Genomic DNA, 15,043 nt, shown 5'->3' on the forward strand with positions numbered 1-15,043 from the left:
CGACATTTTTACATCCCCGTCTAAGCTTTCCTTTCAGTACCCGGTGCTCAGATGATTGCCTGTCTGATCCTGATCAGCCGAGTAAGCAGAGATTCCAGCAAATCAAGGTGCAGCATATTGGCACCGTCAGATTTTGCATGTTCAGGGGCAGGATGGGTTTCGATGAACAAACCGTCGGCTCCTACCGCAATAGCGGCCTTTGCAATGGTCTCGATGAGCGCAGGCTTGCCTCCGGTGACCCCTGAGGTCTGGTTAGGCTGCTGCAGGGAGTGTGTGCAGTCCATCACTACCGGGACGCCCAGTGAGCGCATCTCGGGAATACCACGAAAGTCGACTATCAGATCCTGGTACCCGAAGGTGTTACCGCGGTCAGTGAGGATCACTTTTGAGTTTCCTGACTCTTTTACCTTGTCAACAGCAAAGCTCATGGAGCCGGCAGAGAGGAATTGTCCTTTCTTGATGTTAACGGTCTTGCCTGTATTTGCGGCGGCTACCAGGAGGTCGGTCTGCCTGCAAAGGAAGGCGGGTATCTGAAGAACGTCTACGTACGCAGCCGCCATTTCGGCTTCCGCACTCTCGTGGATATCGGTTACGGTAGGTACGCCAAAGGTATTTTTAACTTTTTCCAGGATCCGTAAAGCCTTCTCGTCGCCTATACCAGTGAAAGAATCCAGACGTGAGCGGTTTGCTTTTCTGTACGAGCCCTTGAAGATATAAGGGATATCAAGCTTGTCTGTGATGTTCACGATCCGCTCGGCAATACGCAGGGCCATGTCTTCCCCTTCAATAGCACAGGGGCCGGCCATAAGAAAAAAGTTCGGGGAATCTGCGTGTTTAATCCCCTCTATTTGTCCGATCATTAATTACCTAGTTCTGATAAAAACTTAATACGCATAAGCTGCAGCTCTTCTCTGGTGTAATCGTCACTGCCCAGTTCCTTCAGAGCCGCATCTATCGAATCAATCTCCGAGGATCTGAAGTAATCGAATACTTCATCCTGGCGATCTTCATCAATCATCTCGTCAATATAATAGTTCAGGTTCAGCTTTGTTCCCGAGTTTACAATAGACTCCACTTCCCGCAGGATATCCTCGTAGGAAAGGCCCTTTGAAGCTGCAATGTCTTCCAGAGCGATATGCCGGTCAATATTCTGGATGATGGACACCTTGAGTGCCGACTTGTTGGCCGCGCTCTTGATCACCAGATCGACCGGCCGGTCAATGTCGTTCTCTTCCACATACTGCGCAATGAGGTTCACGAAAGGAGTACCGAACTTCACCGCCTTGCCTGAGCCCACGCCATGGATCTGCTTCAGTTCTTCGAGCGTCACCGGATAATGGATACACATTTCCTCCAGCGAAGGATCCTGGAAGATCACAAACGGAGGAAGGTTTTTCTGCTTGGCTATCTTTTTCCTCAGCTCCTTGAGCATCTTCAGCAATTCCTCGTCAGTAGATGCTGCCGACTGTTGTCCTGCATCGTCCTGATCATCGTCAGTTGCTTCCATTTCGCGATTCATGACGAAACGTAAGGAATGAGGACTCTCAATAAACGACCTGCCTGATCTGGTTAGCTTCAGTAAGCCGTAATTATCGATATCCTTCGAAACATAGTTGTTCAATAAAGCCTGCCTGAGCATCGACTTCCAGTAAAGCAGTCCGCCTTCCTTTCCTGAGCCGAAGGCCGGTATCTTGTTATGATTGTAAGCAACGATCTGCGATGTTTCAACACCCATCAGGACGTTGATGATATGCTGATCGTCGAATTTCTCGCCCAGCTCCTGAATCAGCAGCAGGGTGCTCTGCAGTTTCTCTGTAGCGTCGAAATGTGTTTTATTGGCCCTGCAGTTGTCGCACATATTATTGCAGCCGGCCTCGTCGAAGTTCTCGCCAAAATAATGAAGGATCTGCTTCCTGCGGCAGACAGCCGATTCCGCATAATCAATCACTTCCTTCAGGATCTGGGTACCGATCTCCCGTTCAGAGACTGGCTTATCCTTCATAAATTTCGCCAGCTTATCGATGTCTTTCTCCGAGTAGAAGGCTACGCACAGCCCTTCGCCCCCGTCACGCCCTGCACGTCCGGTTTCCTGGTAGTACCCCTCCATGCTCTTCGGAATGTCGTGGTGAATGACATAGCGCACGTCAGGCTTGTCAATACCCATTCCAAAGGCAATGGTAGCAACGATCACTTCTACCTCTTCCATCAGGAACTTATCCTGCGTTTCGGCCCTCGTTTTCGGATCGAGGCCCGCGTGGTACGGTAATGCCCTGATGCCGTTCAGGTTTAAGGCTTCCGATACTTCTTCTACCTTCTTGCGGCTCAGGCAATAGACGATGCCCGACTTGCCTGCATTGTTTTTGATAAACCTCACAATCTCTTTCATCACATTCTTCTTTGGCCTTACTTCGTAATAAAGGTTTGCCCTGTTGAAAGATGATTTGAATAACGTGGCGTTATTCATCTGAAGGTTTTTAATGATATCCTGCTGAACCTTTGGCGTAGCCGTAGCGGTCAGCGCGATGATTGGAATATTCTCTCCGAGATTGTTGATCACCTGCCGGATCTTTCTGTACTCAGGGCGAAAATCATGGCCCCACTCTGAAATACAATGGGCCTCATCAACTGCTACAAAGGAAACGGTGATGAGCCTTAAAAAGTCGACATTCTCGGGTTTTGATAACGACTCAGGAGCTACATACAGCAGCTTGGTTTCGCCGCTTAGTACATCCTGCTTTACTTTTGTGATCTCTGATTTGTTAAGTGAGGAATTTAGAAAATGAGCGATGCTGTCTGTTCCTCCGAAAGCCCTCAGCTGGTCTACCTGGTTCTTCATCAGTGCAATGAGAGGAGATATTACCACTGCAGTCCCTTCGCTCATGAGTGCCGGCAGCTGATAGCAGATGGACTTTCCGCCGCCTGTTGGCATGATTACAAATGTATCTTTCTTTTGTAGTATATTCGTTATTATTGCTTCCTGTTCGCCTTTGAAATTATCAAAGCCAAAAAAATTCTGTAAATTATCAAATAATGATTTCTTGATCTCCATGTCCGCCTGCGGGAAAAAATTTAGAAAACCTAAACTTACCCCAAAATAACATATTTTTGCCGTGAGTTTATATCATTTAATAAAAAATTCTGATTGAAAACAGTTGCTGAAGTACAAGAGATAGCGGAAAGAACCCTCACGACGGAGCTGCAAGCTGTATCCGCACTAGGTACTAAATTAAATGAAGATTTCCATGTCATTGTTGAGCGTATCCTTCACCTAAAGGGCCGCGTAATCGTTACCGGTGTCGGAAAAAGTGCTCTGATTGCTCAAAAGATAGTAGCTACTTTTAACTCTACCGGAACTCCTTCTGTTTTTATGCATGCCGCTGATGCGGTTCACGGAGATCTCGGCATTATCCAAAAGGAAGACCTCGTAATCTGCATCTCCAAAAGCGGCAACACTCCTGAGATCAAGGTACTTGTGCCCCTGTTGAAGCACGCGGGCAATACGCTGATCGGCATGGTGGGTGATGTCAATTCCTACCTGGCCAAACAGGCCGACTTTATTCTTGATACGACAGTCGACAAAGAGGCCTGCCCGCTTAATCTGGCTCCTACCTCCAGTACCACCGCGCAGATTGTGATGGGCGATATCCTTGCCGTCTGCCTGCTCGAGTGCCGCAGTTTTAGCACGGAGGACTTCGCACGTTACCATCCGGGCGGCTCTCTCGGAAGAAAATTATATTTGAAGGTCGCTGATCTGTATATCAACAACGAGCGCCCGGAAGTGGCTCCTGGGGCTTCAGTGAAAGAAGTGATCCTGGAGATTACGCGCAAACGTTTGGGTGCTGTAGCTGTTGTTGAAAACGGAATGATTGCCGGAATTATTACCGATGGTGACATCAGACGGATGATGGAGAAGTACGACAGCATCAAAGGACTGAAAGCCAGCGATATCATGTGCCCGACACCAAGGAGGATCTCAGGATCAGAACTCGCTGTAAACGCACTTGATCTCATGCGCTCCAACAATATTACGCAGTTGCTTGTTGTGAATGAAAACAATGAATATCTGGGAGTCATCCACCTGCATGACCTCCTGAAAGAGGGCATCATTTAAACACCTGATGAACAACATAAAAACAAACTTATCCTATAACGAATAAAATGAAGAACTTTTATGCTGTGATTATGGCCGGAGGCATCGGCAGTCGCTTTTGGCCTATCAGTCGCACCGCTCATCCGAAACAATTTATCGACATCCTGGGTACAGGAAAAACGCTGATCCAGCAGACTTACGACCGCTTTCTGAAAATTGTTCCTGCTGAAAACATTTACGTGGTAACAAACGACAGCTACCGCAGTTTGGTGAAGGAACAGCTCCCTGCCTTGTCAGAGCATCAGATCCTTGGTGAGCCCGTCATGCGGAACACTGCGCCGTGTGTAGCTTATGCGTGTCACAAGATCGGGATGCTGAATCCGGAAGCATCAATTGTTGTTTCACCTGCAGACCACCTGATCACTGATACAGAGGAGTTTGTAAGAAAGATCAACTATTCACTGGAGGCCGCTTCGCGAATGAACTGCCTGATCACCCTCGGTATCAAACCGTCACGTCCTGATACGGGCTATGGCTATATTCAGTTTACCGATCAGAAGCTTGAGGGCGATCTCCATAAGGTGAAGACATTCACCGAGAAGCCCAACCTGGAGCTGGCCCGCACTTTCGTGCAAAGCGGCGAATTCCTCTGGAATGCCGGAATCTTTGTCTGGTCTGTAGCCTCAATTTTAAGCGCCTTCCAGCAGCACCTTCCCGAAATGAACGACATCTTTAAGGAAGGCGACAATAAGTACAACACAGACGCAGAGCAGCCCTTTATTCAGCACGCCTACTACCAGTGCACCAATATCTCCATTGACTACGGAATTATGGAGAAAGCGAAGAACGTATACGTGTTGCCAAGCGACTTCGGCTGGTCAGACCTGGGCACCTGGGCGTCTGTTTATCAGCTCTCGGAGAAAGACTATCTGGGCAATGCAGTGATCCCTTCTGAAAAGGTGGTGATGTACGATTCGTCAAACTGCATGGTGAATGTGCCGGCCGACAAGCTTGTTATCCTTCAGGGCCTTGATGACTACATTGTGGTAGAGTCGAATAACACGCTGATGATTTGCCAGAAGTCAGAAGAACAGAAAGTAAAACAAATTGTTGCCGACGTGAAAGCACGTTTCGGAACAGAATATATTTAAGCTTTCCTTCCTGAGTAAAGCTGCACGGGAGGCTGTTTCTTACAAGGAACAGCCTCCCTTTTTTATAGGCGGAAAGGTAGAAAGCTCAAAGCGGAAAGGTAGAAAGCTGAAAGCATAAAGCTCAAAGCTGTTTGCTGAAGGCTGATAGCTGATCGCCGATCGCTAACAGCTAACAGCCAACAGCTACTCCCCTAGCAGAGCCAGCAACTCTTCTTTCGTTAAAGAATTGATCAAAGCTTCTCCTGACGTTATAAGCTTACGGGCAAGTTCTTTCTTACCCTCCTGCAGCTGCTGCATTTTATCTTCGATTGTGCCCGGGCAGATCATCCGTACCGCCACTACCTTTTGATCCTGACCGATGCGGTGAGCCCTGTCGATTGCCTGGTTTTCTACGGCCGGATTCCACCAGGGTTCCATCAGGTACACATAATCGGCTTTGGTAAGATTCAGTCCGGTTCCTCCGGCACGGAGGCTGATCAGGAAGACCTGTATCTCTTCGTCCTTCTGGAAGCGTTCTACTACCTCTGAACGGTTGCACGTGCGACCTGTCAGGGAGAGGTACGAAATGCCTCTCTTCCCCAGTTCCTGTCCAATGAGGTCGAGCATCCCGACAAACTGGGAGAAGACCAGCACTTTGTGTCCGGCCGACTGCCCCTCCAGATGCTCCATAAGTACCGCAATCTTGGAGGAATGCTCGCCCGGCAGCTTGTCGCCCTTCAGCAGCAAAGGCGAGTCGCAAATCTGGCGCAGGCGGGTAAGCCCGCGCAAAATATGCATCGGACCTATCTCCAGTTCATCGCCGGTAGTAGCAGAGATCAGCTCCCTGAACTCCTTTTCATACGCCTCGTACATGGCCCGCTGCTCATGCCCCATTTCGCAGTAGAGCGTCATTTCGGTGCGCTCAGGAAGTTCTGGCGCCACCTCCTCCTTCGTTCTCCTCAGAATAAAAGGCGACACCTTCCGGTGAAGCTCAGCCGCACGCTTTCTGTCGTGAAACTGGTCGACGGGCGCAGAGTAGATTTCCTTGAAGTGCTGTTTGCTGCCCAGCAAACCCGGACAGGTAAAAGACAGCTGCCCGAACAGGTCGAACGTGTTGTTCTCGAGTGGCGTACCGGTGATGGCGATCTTGTTGCGCGACTGAAGCATTCGCGCCGCCTTGTAACGCTGCGATTCGGGATTCTTGATGTTTTGCGACTCATCAAGGAAGATGTAGTTAAATGTATACTCCCGCAGAAAGCGCACATCAGACAGCAATGTGCCGTAGGTGGTCAGGACGATATCGTATTCATCAAAATTGGCGGTCGATTTCAGGCGCTCTGCCCCATGCAGCGTAAGCACCTGCAGGTCGGGGGCAAAACGAAGGGCTTCCGCCTGCCAGTTGAAGACCAGCGAAGCCGGCACCACAATAAGATTGCTATTGCGTCCTCTTTTGCTGCGCTGAAGTAGAATAAAGGCCAGTATCTGAACCGTTTTACCGAGGCCCATATCATCGGCCAGACACCCGCCAAAGCAGAGTTCGTCAAGGAAGTTGAGCCAGTTTAAGCCCTGGTGCTGATACAGGCGCAATTGTCCATTGAACTTAGAGGGCACCGGCACTTCATTTATACGCTCAAAATGGAGAAGCTTTTCCCGGATACGATTTACTTCATCGCGCACGTCGTCGTCGAGCTCATCGGGATCGAACAGCTCGTCCACCGCCGAGAAGTTGACCCGCGCTATTCCCAGCAACTCTGCATCTACCACCTCGCCGGCCTGGAAGTACCTCCTGAACCGCTCTATCCACTCGTCGGGGAGGATGCCTTTTGTTCCGTCATCGAGCTCAACATACTGGTTCCTGTTCTTTACCGCACGGTAGATCTTATTAAGTCCCACCTTCTGCCGCCCGAAACGCACCTTCACCACCACGTTGAACCAGTTGATTCCGCTTAGCACCTTGATCTGGATCTTCGCCCTGTTGGGGTTGAGCCGGTTCCCTTCAATTTCGTTAAAGCCCAGCACCGTGATGCCTGCCGATTGCCATTCGTCAAAGGCCTGCAGGAACCACTCTTCGTTAAGGAAATGCTTTTTGTGGAGATAAAAATAATGAAGTCCGTTGTCAACCTGCTCCATGAAATAGGGATGCTGCCTGAGCAGGAGTGCGGTGAAGCGGTCTTCCTCCTGCTGATCCCTGTTCACCATGAACTCATGGCCATTGCTGTCGACTGAAAATATATTTTTCCGTCTCCTGATCTCTATCTCCACTTCTCCGTACCGGATCACGGGTATGAGCATCACATACTGGCCGAAGTCAGAAAGAAATATAATATGTTCATTCGGCTGGTTGAAGCCCTGTTCCGCCAGCTGCAGAGGCGTGGCGGGCTGCACATGCTCATAATGCACTTCGGCGAGATCTTCGAGGGGCGCGAGCACCTGATGCCTGAATTGCCTGTATTTACTGTGATGCACCAGCAGCCTTCCCTCTGAGTTTCTGAGCAGGACACCAAAGTTAAGTACCTGCAAGCTGTCGGGCAGATAGAGCGCATCACCGATCTCAAAAAACCACCCGTAACGAAGAGGCAGGTCAGCTACCTCATATAACTGCCCGCCGGCACGGAACTGCGCGGTGATCTCATAAAAGACGCTCTTCAGCCTTACCCGGATAGTCAGTTCTTTTCCCGCCGTCCGGATGTTCACAGGCTTGAGCGAGCGGGCGCTGATGCCCGAGGAAAAGTCGCCCTCATGCGTGTAGAACCTTAGGTTCATGGAGTTGCGAAGGATGATGTGCAGGGCTTTTATTCCGGCTTCGCGCTCAACCGCTTCCGCTCCGTTCTGAAAGCGGTAAATGGCAGTCAGAAAGCGCGCCTGCGCAACGTCTTCCACCTCTGAAGCGAGATCGAGGGGCGCCTGTTGGCGAAGGGGGTTCTGACTTTTCCGCCCGGCGAAGGGCCGGTTTCAAACAGCTCGACCACCAGATGCTTGTAGTATTTATGCTGCCGGAGCACCACGATCAGGCTCTTGGCAGAAGGCTCCCGGGGAGGCTGTGGAGGAGGCTCTGCCAGAGACAGCTGCCTCAGCAGACGATCCACGCTCTCCCTGCCAAGAGGCAGAAGTGAAGGCTGAAGCGGCTTTACCTCTGCCCTGCCGTTGCTATACTCCAGCTTGAAGAAACGCTCCAGATCTTCCTCATGCTCAAGTCCGTATTCCACAGCTGCCGATCTGAGACGAGCAACACGCAGCTCCTGGTCAAAAAACGCGCGCAGGTCATCCTTCCGTATGACCGCCCTGAGCAACAAAGCTTCATGCGCACAGAGCGCATGGTGCTCTGCCCGGCACGTACAGCCGAGGTACAGATCCTCTCCCGAGACACGGAGTTCAACTACAGGGAAATCAGGCGCGTTGCGCTGAAAGAAGAAAAGCCCGGTGTTGACCTGAAGGCTTCGCACCGCCACGTCGTCTGTTCCGCGACTATCCAGCCAAGCCCCGCCCGGGGCATGCTGCATGATAACGGACTCAGAAAGGGCGTTTACCGGCGTACCACTGATCCTGTAGTAATGGTTCGGAATAAAATCTTCCTGAGTATCTTCTTTCACATTCAATATCTTCTGACCAAAAGTGGCTAAAAATAACAATAAGAGGTCAAAGAAGACAAATGTTCAGGTGAATGCTACCGCGCCGGCCTGATGTCTTCCTGCTCCTGCGCCTCGATGGCTATCCCAATGTTGGCGAGCAGCAGCGGGTCGATCAGATGTGAATCCTCGCAGCGCCAGGTGCCAAGCCGGTTGGAGATGAAGAAGGTAGAACCATTCGGACTTGTAATCCGGTATCCTTGTTCGTTGTGCAGCCTGTCGGGCTTTGCCTCCATAAAAAGAGCTACACCTGTTGTCGGATCTGTTACTTTAAGTCTCATCGCTTCAAGCATTGCGGCAACCAGAGACTTGCGGCCCTCAACCGCAGGGGCTACGCAAGACCTGGCAACCTGATTATAAGATCAATAGGTTGATTGAATAATAAAGTTAGTAAAATTCAGATCAAAGAAAAAAGGAAGGTTTCATTGTTCTAACCGAGTCCCCCCTGCATTACTTCTCTGATGGTTTGTCTCACCACTGCTGAACTCTCGGGGTCTCCCTTGAGTAGCGCTTTGTTGAACATAGCGAGCTGGCTCATATCTACATGAGCGGGAACAATGGGCACACTGGGGTCAACGAGCACGTCAATCACGGTGGGCCGGTCTGCGGTCAGGGCCTGGTCAAGGGCTTCGGCCAGCAGCTCCGCCTTTTCTACACGGATGCCACCCAGCCCGAGCAACGCAGCGAACTGCCCATAGGGAACGTCAGGTATATTCTGGGAAGCTTCGAACTTAGGCTCGCCGGCCATCATCCTTTGTTCCCAGGTCACCATGTTCAGGTCGCGGTTGTTGAGCACAATGACCACAAGACGCGGATCAGCCCACTCCTTCCAGTATTTGGAGATGGTGATCAGCTCGTTCATCCCCAGCATCTGCATGGCTCCATCGCCCACAATTGCAATAGGCACGCGACCAGGATAGGCAAACTTCGCTGCTACTGCATAGGGCACGGCTGGACACATGGTGGCCAGTGTTCCGGATAGAGAGGCAAGCATCCCCTCCCGGATCTTCAGGTTCCGGGCATACCAGAACGCAGAGGTGCCTGAATCGGCCGTAATGATGCACTCGTCGGGAAGCCGGGGCGACAATAGCTGCAAGACCAGCTGAGGATTGATGGGATCAGCGGCCTGCTGCGCGCGGTCGTCGACCGTCTTCCACCAGGCCTCTATGTTCTTTTCGATGCTTTGCCGCCAGGAACGCTCCTCCTTGCGTTTCAAAAGGGGGATCAAGGCCTGGAGCGTGCTCTTGCTGTCGCCAAGAAGGTTCACCTCCATCGGGTAGCGGAGGCTAAGCATCCGCCCGTCGATATCGATCTGCACGCCTCTTGCCTTTCCGGGCTCCGGCAGGTATTCTGAGTAAGGAAAACTGCTGCCCATCATGAAAAGCGTGTCACATTCTTCCATCATCTGCCAGCTGGGCTTGGTGCCCAGCAGTCCGATCGAACCCGTCACATAAGGAAGGTCGTCAGGGAGAACAGCCTTGCCAAGAAGCGCCTTGGCCACACCCGCTCCGAGCAGTTCGGCCACCTGCCTGATCTCATCAACCGCACTAAAGGCCCCCGCTCCTACCAGAATAGCAATTTTCTCTCCCTGGTTCAGAACATCGGCAGCAGCCTGCAGCTCATTCATGTCAGGAACCAGATGAGCCTTCGGATAACCAACGCCTGTAAACACGCTTCCATGCTTCCGGGGCGGCTCCTCTACGGCTTTCTCCTCCTGAAGGTCGTTCGGGACGATTACAGCCGTCACGGTCCGTTCCGCCCGTGCAATGCGAAAGGCACGGTCGATCACCTGCCTTACCTGAGCTGGGTCGGTGACCATCTGGACGTACTCCGAGGCCACGTCTTTATAAAGAGACATCAGGTCGACCTCCTGCTGGTAATTGCTTCCCATAGACGTCCTTTTCTGCTGACCTATGATGGCGACCACCGGCTGATGGTCGAGCTTCGCGTCGTACAGTCCGTTCAGCAAGTGAATAGCACCAGGGCCTGAGGTAGCCATACATACGCCGGGCGAGTCGGTGAACTTGGCATGGGCACACGCCATGAACGAAGCCATCTCCTCATGGCGCGTCTGGATAAAGCGGATCTTGTCCTGCGCCCGGTTGAGTGCACCAAGCAAACCGTTGATCCCGTCGCCGGGGTAACCAAAAATCCTGTCTACCTTCCACTCCGTAAGGCGCTGAACTATAAAATCGCTGACATTCATTGTTTTTCTTTTAGCAGATGTAGGGTAATGATCATAATAAAGAAAAGCAGCAAATGGTTTAAGAGTTTTCCTGAATTCATTTTTTCTTAAAACAGGAAGAGCGATCATGCAGCTTTTATTTCTGCCTGCGCGTGCAGCTCATAAATGCTTTTGCCATCAGGCAAAAGCGAGCAGGCAGTAAGCTGACGGCTCCTGAGACTGCAGTACATCTTAACCTATTCTTTCTGGAGTCCGGAAAATGATAGTTAGATTGGTGCCTTAATAGCTGGGATACACTTTTTTTGAATTGGTCTCAGACTGCGACATGTTTTGTCTTAGTCTACCGTTAGTTTTGCTGAACAATCGTAAGAAATGAACACTACAAACCCTAAATCCGAAAACAGCGCCAGTGCCGCTGCAAGCATTGGCATAGCAGTAGTTGTCATACGGGAGAACAACTCCATCGTTATTGCACATAGTGATGATGACCGTATGTCGGCCACCATTCCCTTTGGCAGCAAAATAATTTATGATGCACTGGAGCTCGTTTTTAATATCTCACCCGAGGAATTGAAGGACAAAGCTATCCGGCAGCGAATCATGAGCGGCCCCGATCCCGCCTGGGAGATTTCTCACGAGCGGGAGAACTGCTCCAGCGAAACAGGCGGCTCAACACGGCGCACAATTGCTCAAACTGTACGGCGGCACTTGGAAGATATTCTCAGGTATACTTACTATTCCATTAAGAACCACAGGCTGGAGAAAAAGATCAACAACCGCCTGATCATTACAGGCGCCTTTAGTGATTTCCCCGGTCTTAAGTCGATCGCCGAATCAGTTACGGGCCTCGAATGCGAAGTATGCGTTTGGAACTATCCAGGGACTGAGAAGCAATAGGCATCGCGATTAAAAAAAGCAATTAAGGTGAGCCCGATTTACAATATTTGCTGACCGGCTCCATCAGATCAATATGAAATTTGCAACGATCTATGTCACGCACAGGAAGCGTGCCGTTATGGATCGTTGTATTATCTTTACAGCCAATATACCCACATGTCGCAACGCACAATACTATTACGATACAGTATCATTATCAACAGACTACAAAAAGGGCCTTCCAGTTTTGCTGAAATAGATGCAGCGCTTCGGGCGGCATCAGAGGTATACGGCGATGAGCTGACAGTGAGCACCAAGACCTTTGAAAGGTACCGCAGGGAGATGCTGTCGTCTCTAAACATCGACATCCGGTTCGACTTCAGCAAAAAGGTTTATTATATTACCAAAGAACAGGATAGCGAGGGAACTCAAAGGCTGTTGGAATCGTTTGAGCTGTTCAATGTAATGAAGTTGTCGGCAGGTCTTTCGCAATATGTTTTCTTCGAAAAACGGAGCCTGAATGGGATGGACAGCTTTTACAGTATTTTGCAGGCAATTAAGAGCCGGCATTGTATCTCCTTCGCATATCATAAGTATTGGAGCGATGAATCGCATCGCCGGCTGGTAGCGCCACTGGCCCTAAAGGAATTCAAGGGACGGTGGTATCTGCTGGGCAAGGAAGAGGACGGCGGGAACCCGAAAACCTTTGGCCTTGACAGAATAAAAAAGGTAGAGGTGACAAAAAAGCGCTTTAAGCAGCCCGCGGATTTTGACGTTCAGGCGCTTTACAAGGATAGTTTTGGCATCATCACCTCCAGCGGGCAGCCCGTTGAGCGGGTTGTATTATCCTTTGATCCCTATCAGGGTAAATATGTCACTTCCTATCCTTTGCACGTTTCCCAGAAAGTATTGGCTGATAATGAGCAGGAAACCCGCATCAGCCTGGATGTTAAGGTAACGTACGATTTCCTGATGGAGATCCTTTCGTTTGGCGACCGCGTCAGAGTTTTAGAACCGCTATCTTTCCAAAAAGAGATCATGGAAGTGCACGGGAAAGCACTTCGTTATTACGAGAAAAATGTCATACAAGCTATTCCTTGACGACCTGCGTACTGTTGAAATGGTCTATCCAAGCCCGAGCGATGAGGATTTTGTTGTGGTCCGGTCCTACTCCGCTTTCCTGAACTGTATAAAGGAAAGAGGCCTGCCGGCCTTTATCAGCTTTGACAATGATCTCGGAGAAGATGAGGAGGGCAACCTGCTGCCCGACGAATACGCGGCCTGCAAATGGCTGGTTTATGAAAGCGGACTAGATTTAAGGGGCCTTCGGTTTAAGGTGCACTCTGCGAATCCTGTTGCCAAAGTTCAGATTCAAGCGTTACTGACCAACTACGTGAAGTTTCTGGAAGAGAGCTGAGGTGTCAGGACTTGAATCGCGTTATCAATTTCCTGAAGGAGGACTGCTTCTCAGGATCGTCGGTATTAAGCTGCCATACTTCTAGGAGTCAGCTGAAAACAGAGAGACCAGAACCTTATCAATCCTTCAATCGTCCATATCAACTACTTCCAGATCAAAACCTTTCCATGTAACTTCTGCCCCTTCCCCTGGTATGAATATTCACCAATCTTAAACCTATTGAAAAGCAGAAAGAATGCACATCATGCGCAAAAATGAAAAGCAGGTCCTCAAAAGAGAAAAAGAGGCCTTATCAGCCTTAAACCACGTTCAGTCAAAAAAAGCCCCGTCACGATGAGCGTGAGCAGGGCACCTAAACCTTATCATTGCAAAAGTAGAAAATTACTTATACATCTGTCAAGAGTGCGGAGCATATTTCTTTCAAATTACATTTAAATTACAAAGAGCGCCGGCATCACAGCACGAGTTCATGAAAGAGCTTATCAAGCGTTGCTGCCGGATCAGGACTGAGGCCCGGGTGAACTTTCGATGCCTGCACCACGGTGCTCCGGGTGGCGGTAAGCCAGCGGAAACGTGAGGCAGCGTCCAGCTTTGCTATGGGGCTCCTGCATTCGGCGCCTTTACATATGGCATCTACCGCATTTAAATGTTCTTTCAGTTCTTCGGGATCTAAAGAAGGAGAAAACGCACGGAGCCTTCCTTCGTCCAGATGATAACGGCATTCCAGGAACTTGCGCTTGCCGCAATAGAGCACCACTCCCACATTGAGAAACTCTTCGCGCTCCATTCGCGGTACCACTCTAATCACCGCGTACTCAAATAAGTAGTTCTCTTGCATGCTGAGCTTCTTTAACAAATATATCCGATGAATTTATGCGTAGCTCGAGGAAACCGGAGTACACGTTCCTTACTTCTTCTTCCGTATCGTCAGGAAAATTGACGCTGATCCATTCGCCGGGAATGAGGGACACCACATCACGGATCACCTCTGGGCGCAGCTGCTCCTTCATCCACGCATCTGCAGCGTCAAGTTCAGAAGCAAACGGCAGAAGCACGTGGTCCTTCACCTGCACAAAAGGACGCTGCGCCTGTTCGCGCCAGTTTGTCCAGGAATGATGAAAGTACAACGACGCGCCATGATCGATCAGCCACAACTCTTTATGCCAGGTCAGCATATTAGTATTTCGGGCAGTGCGGTCGACATTCGTCAGCAGGCAATCAAGCCAAACGATTTTTGAGGCAAGCGCAGCGTCTACTTTGGTTACCAGGGGATCAAAGGTGATAGCACCTGAGAGGTAGTGAAGGGCGAGGTTTAGTCCAACACTGAATTTCAGAAGGTCCTGAATCTCCTCGTCAGGTTCTGTTCTTCCAAATGCTTCATCAAGGTTGGCAAACACTATTTCCGGAACTTTGAGTCCTGCCCTTCTGGCCAGCTCTCCCCCTATCAGCTCGGCAATGAGCGCCTTCACTCCTTGTCCGGCTCCCCTGAACTTGAGGACATATAAAAAACCGTCATCGGCCTCTGCGATGGCCGGAAGCGAACCTCCTTCCCTCAGAGGCGTGACGTAACGCATGACGTTAACCGTCCTTAGTTCTTCTGTGTGATTACCCATATCAGATGTATCCCTAATAGCGGACTAAAATACGGGGAATTCGGGAAATTGCTTAAAGCGATCTGAAAAAGCGGAACGGAGGATGCTGCATGAAGCGGGCGCACGA

The 15,043-nt window shown here is 50.3% G+C and carries 13 protein-coding genes; 5 read left to right on the top strand and 8 right to left on the bottom strand.

Annotation, left to right across the window (positions count from 1 at the left end):
- Positions 1-47: 47 nt before the first annotated feature.
- Together kdsA and recQ are read right to left on the bottom strand one after the other, a co-directional pair.
- Positions 48-860 (bottom strand): 3-deoxy-8-phosphooctulonate synthase, encoded by an 813-nt coding sequence (gene kdsA, locus ACES2C_RS17335; protein WP_374164320.1) that lies wholly within the window; start codon positions 858-860, stop codon positions 48-50.
- Positions 860-3,049: a DNA helicase RecQ gene (gene recQ / locus ACES2C_RS17340; RefSeq protein ID WP_374164321.1), complete on the bottom strand. Its 2,190-nt coding sequence runs from the start codon at positions 3,047-3,049 to the stop codon at positions 860-862. Before recQ ends, kdsA begins: the two co-directional genes overlap by 1 nt.
- Before the next feature lie 93 nt (positions 3,050-3,142).
- Here recQ and ACES2C_RS17345 point away from each other — a divergent pair, with 93 nt between their 5' ends.
- Positions 3,143-4,111 carry an SIS domain-containing protein gene (locus ACES2C_RS17345; RefSeq protein ID WP_374164322.1) on the top strand — a complete coding sequence of 323 codons (969 nt, stop codon included), beginning with the start codon at positions 3,143-3,145 and terminating at the stop codon, positions 4,109-4,111.
- Between the two features lie 47 nt (positions 4,112-4,158).
- Positions 4,159-5,241 carry a mannose-1-phosphate guanylyltransferase gene (locus tag ACES2C_RS17350; protein ID WP_374164323.1) on the top strand — a complete coding sequence of 361 codons (1,083 nt, stop codon included), beginning with the start codon at positions 4,159-4,161 and terminating at the stop codon, positions 5,239-5,241.
- A 183-nt stretch (positions 5,242-5,424) separates the two neighbouring features.
- Here ACES2C_RS17350 and ACES2C_RS17355 read toward each other — a convergent pair whose 3' ends face one another.
- From ACES2C_RS17355 to ACES2C_RS17370, 4 genes are all read right to left on the bottom strand, one after another.
- Entirely contained in the window at positions 5,425-8,100 is a 2,676-nt protein-coding gene (locus ACES2C_RS17355) for a DEAD/DEAH box helicase (protein ID WP_374164324.1), read from the bottom strand.
- The gene (locus ACES2C_RS17360; protein WP_374164325.1) at positions 8,070-8,810 is read right to left on the bottom strand and encodes a hypothetical protein; all 741 of its coding nucleotides are present in this window, start codon (positions 8,808-8,810) and stop codon (positions 8,070-8,072) included. The genes ACES2C_RS17355 and ACES2C_RS17360 overlap by 31 nt, the downstream gene beginning before the upstream one ends.
- Before the next feature lie 74 nt (positions 8,811-8,884).
- Entirely contained in the window at positions 8,885-9,127 is a 243-nt protein-coding gene (locus tag ACES2C_RS17365; protein WP_374164326.1) for a hypothetical protein, read from the bottom strand.
- A gap of 149 nt (positions 9,128-9,276) precedes the next feature.
- Positions 9,277-11,052, bottom strand: coding sequence for a thiamine pyrophosphate-requiring protein (locus ACES2C_RS17370; RefSeq protein ID WP_374164327.1), 1,776 nt, complete (start codon positions 11,050-11,052; stop codon positions 9,277-9,279).
- Between the two features lie 351 nt (positions 11,053-11,403).
- Between ACES2C_RS17370 and ACES2C_RS17375 the strand changes: the two genes are divergently transcribed.
- The 3 genes from ACES2C_RS17375 to ACES2C_RS17385 all read left to right on the top strand — a co-directional run bounded on the left by ACES2C_RS17375 (position 11,404) and on the right by ACES2C_RS17385 (position 13,324).
- Positions 11,404-11,928, top strand: a complete 525-nt coding sequence (locus ACES2C_RS17375) for a hypothetical protein (RefSeq protein WP_374164328.1) — start codon at positions 11,404-11,406, stop codon at positions 11,926-11,928.
- Between the two features lie 156 nt (positions 11,929-12,084).
- Positions 12,085-13,008, top strand: a complete 924-nt coding sequence (locus ACES2C_RS17380) for a helix-turn-helix transcriptional regulator (RefSeq protein ID WP_374164329.1) — start codon at positions 12,085-12,087, stop codon at positions 13,006-13,008.
- Positions 12,986-13,324 carry a cyclic-phosphate processing receiver domain-containing protein gene (locus tag ACES2C_RS17385; RefSeq protein WP_374164330.1) on the top strand — a complete coding sequence of 113 codons (339 nt, stop codon included), beginning with the start codon at positions 12,986-12,988 and terminating at the stop codon, positions 13,322-13,324. Before ACES2C_RS17380 ends, ACES2C_RS17385 begins: the two co-directional genes overlap by 23 nt.
- Positions 13,325-13,778: 454 nt before the next feature.
- On the opposite strand, the gene ACES2C_RS17390 is transcribed toward ACES2C_RS17385, so the two are convergent.
- Positions 13,779-14,162 carry a DUF3037 domain-containing protein gene (locus tag ACES2C_RS17390; protein WP_374164331.1) on the bottom strand — a complete coding sequence of 128 codons (384 nt, stop codon included), beginning with the start codon at positions 14,160-14,162 and terminating at the stop codon, positions 13,779-13,781.
- A complete protein-coding gene (locus ACES2C_RS17395; protein WP_374164332.1) occupies positions 14,140-14,937 on the bottom strand; it encodes a HipA family kinase in 798 nt (265 codons plus the stop codon). Before ACES2C_RS17395 ends, ACES2C_RS17390 begins: the two co-directional genes overlap by 23 nt.
- Positions 14,938-15,043 lie beyond the last annotated feature (106 nt).

It is taken from the genome of Arcticibacter sp. MXS-1 (assembly GCF_041902385.1).
Lineage (GTDB): Bacteria > Bacteroidota > Bacteroidia > Sphingobacteriales > Sphingobacteriaceae > Arcticibacter.

Bases quoted from the DNA above. Each gene is read 5' to 3' on its own strand.
- kdsA (WP_374164320.1), bottom strand. From the start codon at position 860: ATGATCGGACAAATAGAGGGGATTAAACACGCAGATTCCCCGAACTTT.
- recQ (WP_374164321.1), bottom strand. From the start codon at position 3,049: ATGGAGATCAAGAAATCATTATTTGATAATTTACAGAATTTTTTTGGC.
- ACES2C_RS17350 (WP_374164323.1), top strand. From the start codon at position 4,159: ATGAAGAACTTTTATGCTGTGATTATGGCCGGAGGCATCGGCAGTCGC.
- ACES2C_RS17365 (WP_374164326.1), bottom strand. From the start codon at position 9,127: ATGAGACTTAAAGTAACAGATCCGACAACAGGTGTAGCTCTTTTTATG.
- ACES2C_RS17370 (WP_374164327.1), bottom strand. From the start codon at position 11,052: ATGAATGTCAGCGATTTTATAGTTCAGCGCCTTACGGAGTGGAAGGTA.
- ACES2C_RS17375 (WP_374164328.1), top strand. From the start codon at position 11,404: ATGAACACTACAAACCCTAAATCCGAAAACAGCGCCAGTGCCGCTGCA.
- ACES2C_RS17380 (WP_374164329.1), top strand. From the start codon at position 12,085: ATGTCGCAACGCACAATACTATTACGATACAGTATCATTATCAACAGA.
- ACES2C_RS17385 (WP_374164330.1), top strand. From the start codon at position 12,986: ATGTCATACAAGCTATTCCTTGACGACCTGCGTACTGTTGAAATGGTC.
- ACES2C_RS17390 (WP_374164331.1), bottom strand. From the start codon at position 14,162: ATGCAAGAGAACTACTTATTTGAGTACGCGGTGATTAGAGTGGTACCG.
- ACES2C_RS17395 (WP_374164332.1), bottom strand. From the start codon at position 14,937: ATGGGTAATCACACAGAAGAACTAAGGACGGTTAACGTCATGCGTTAC.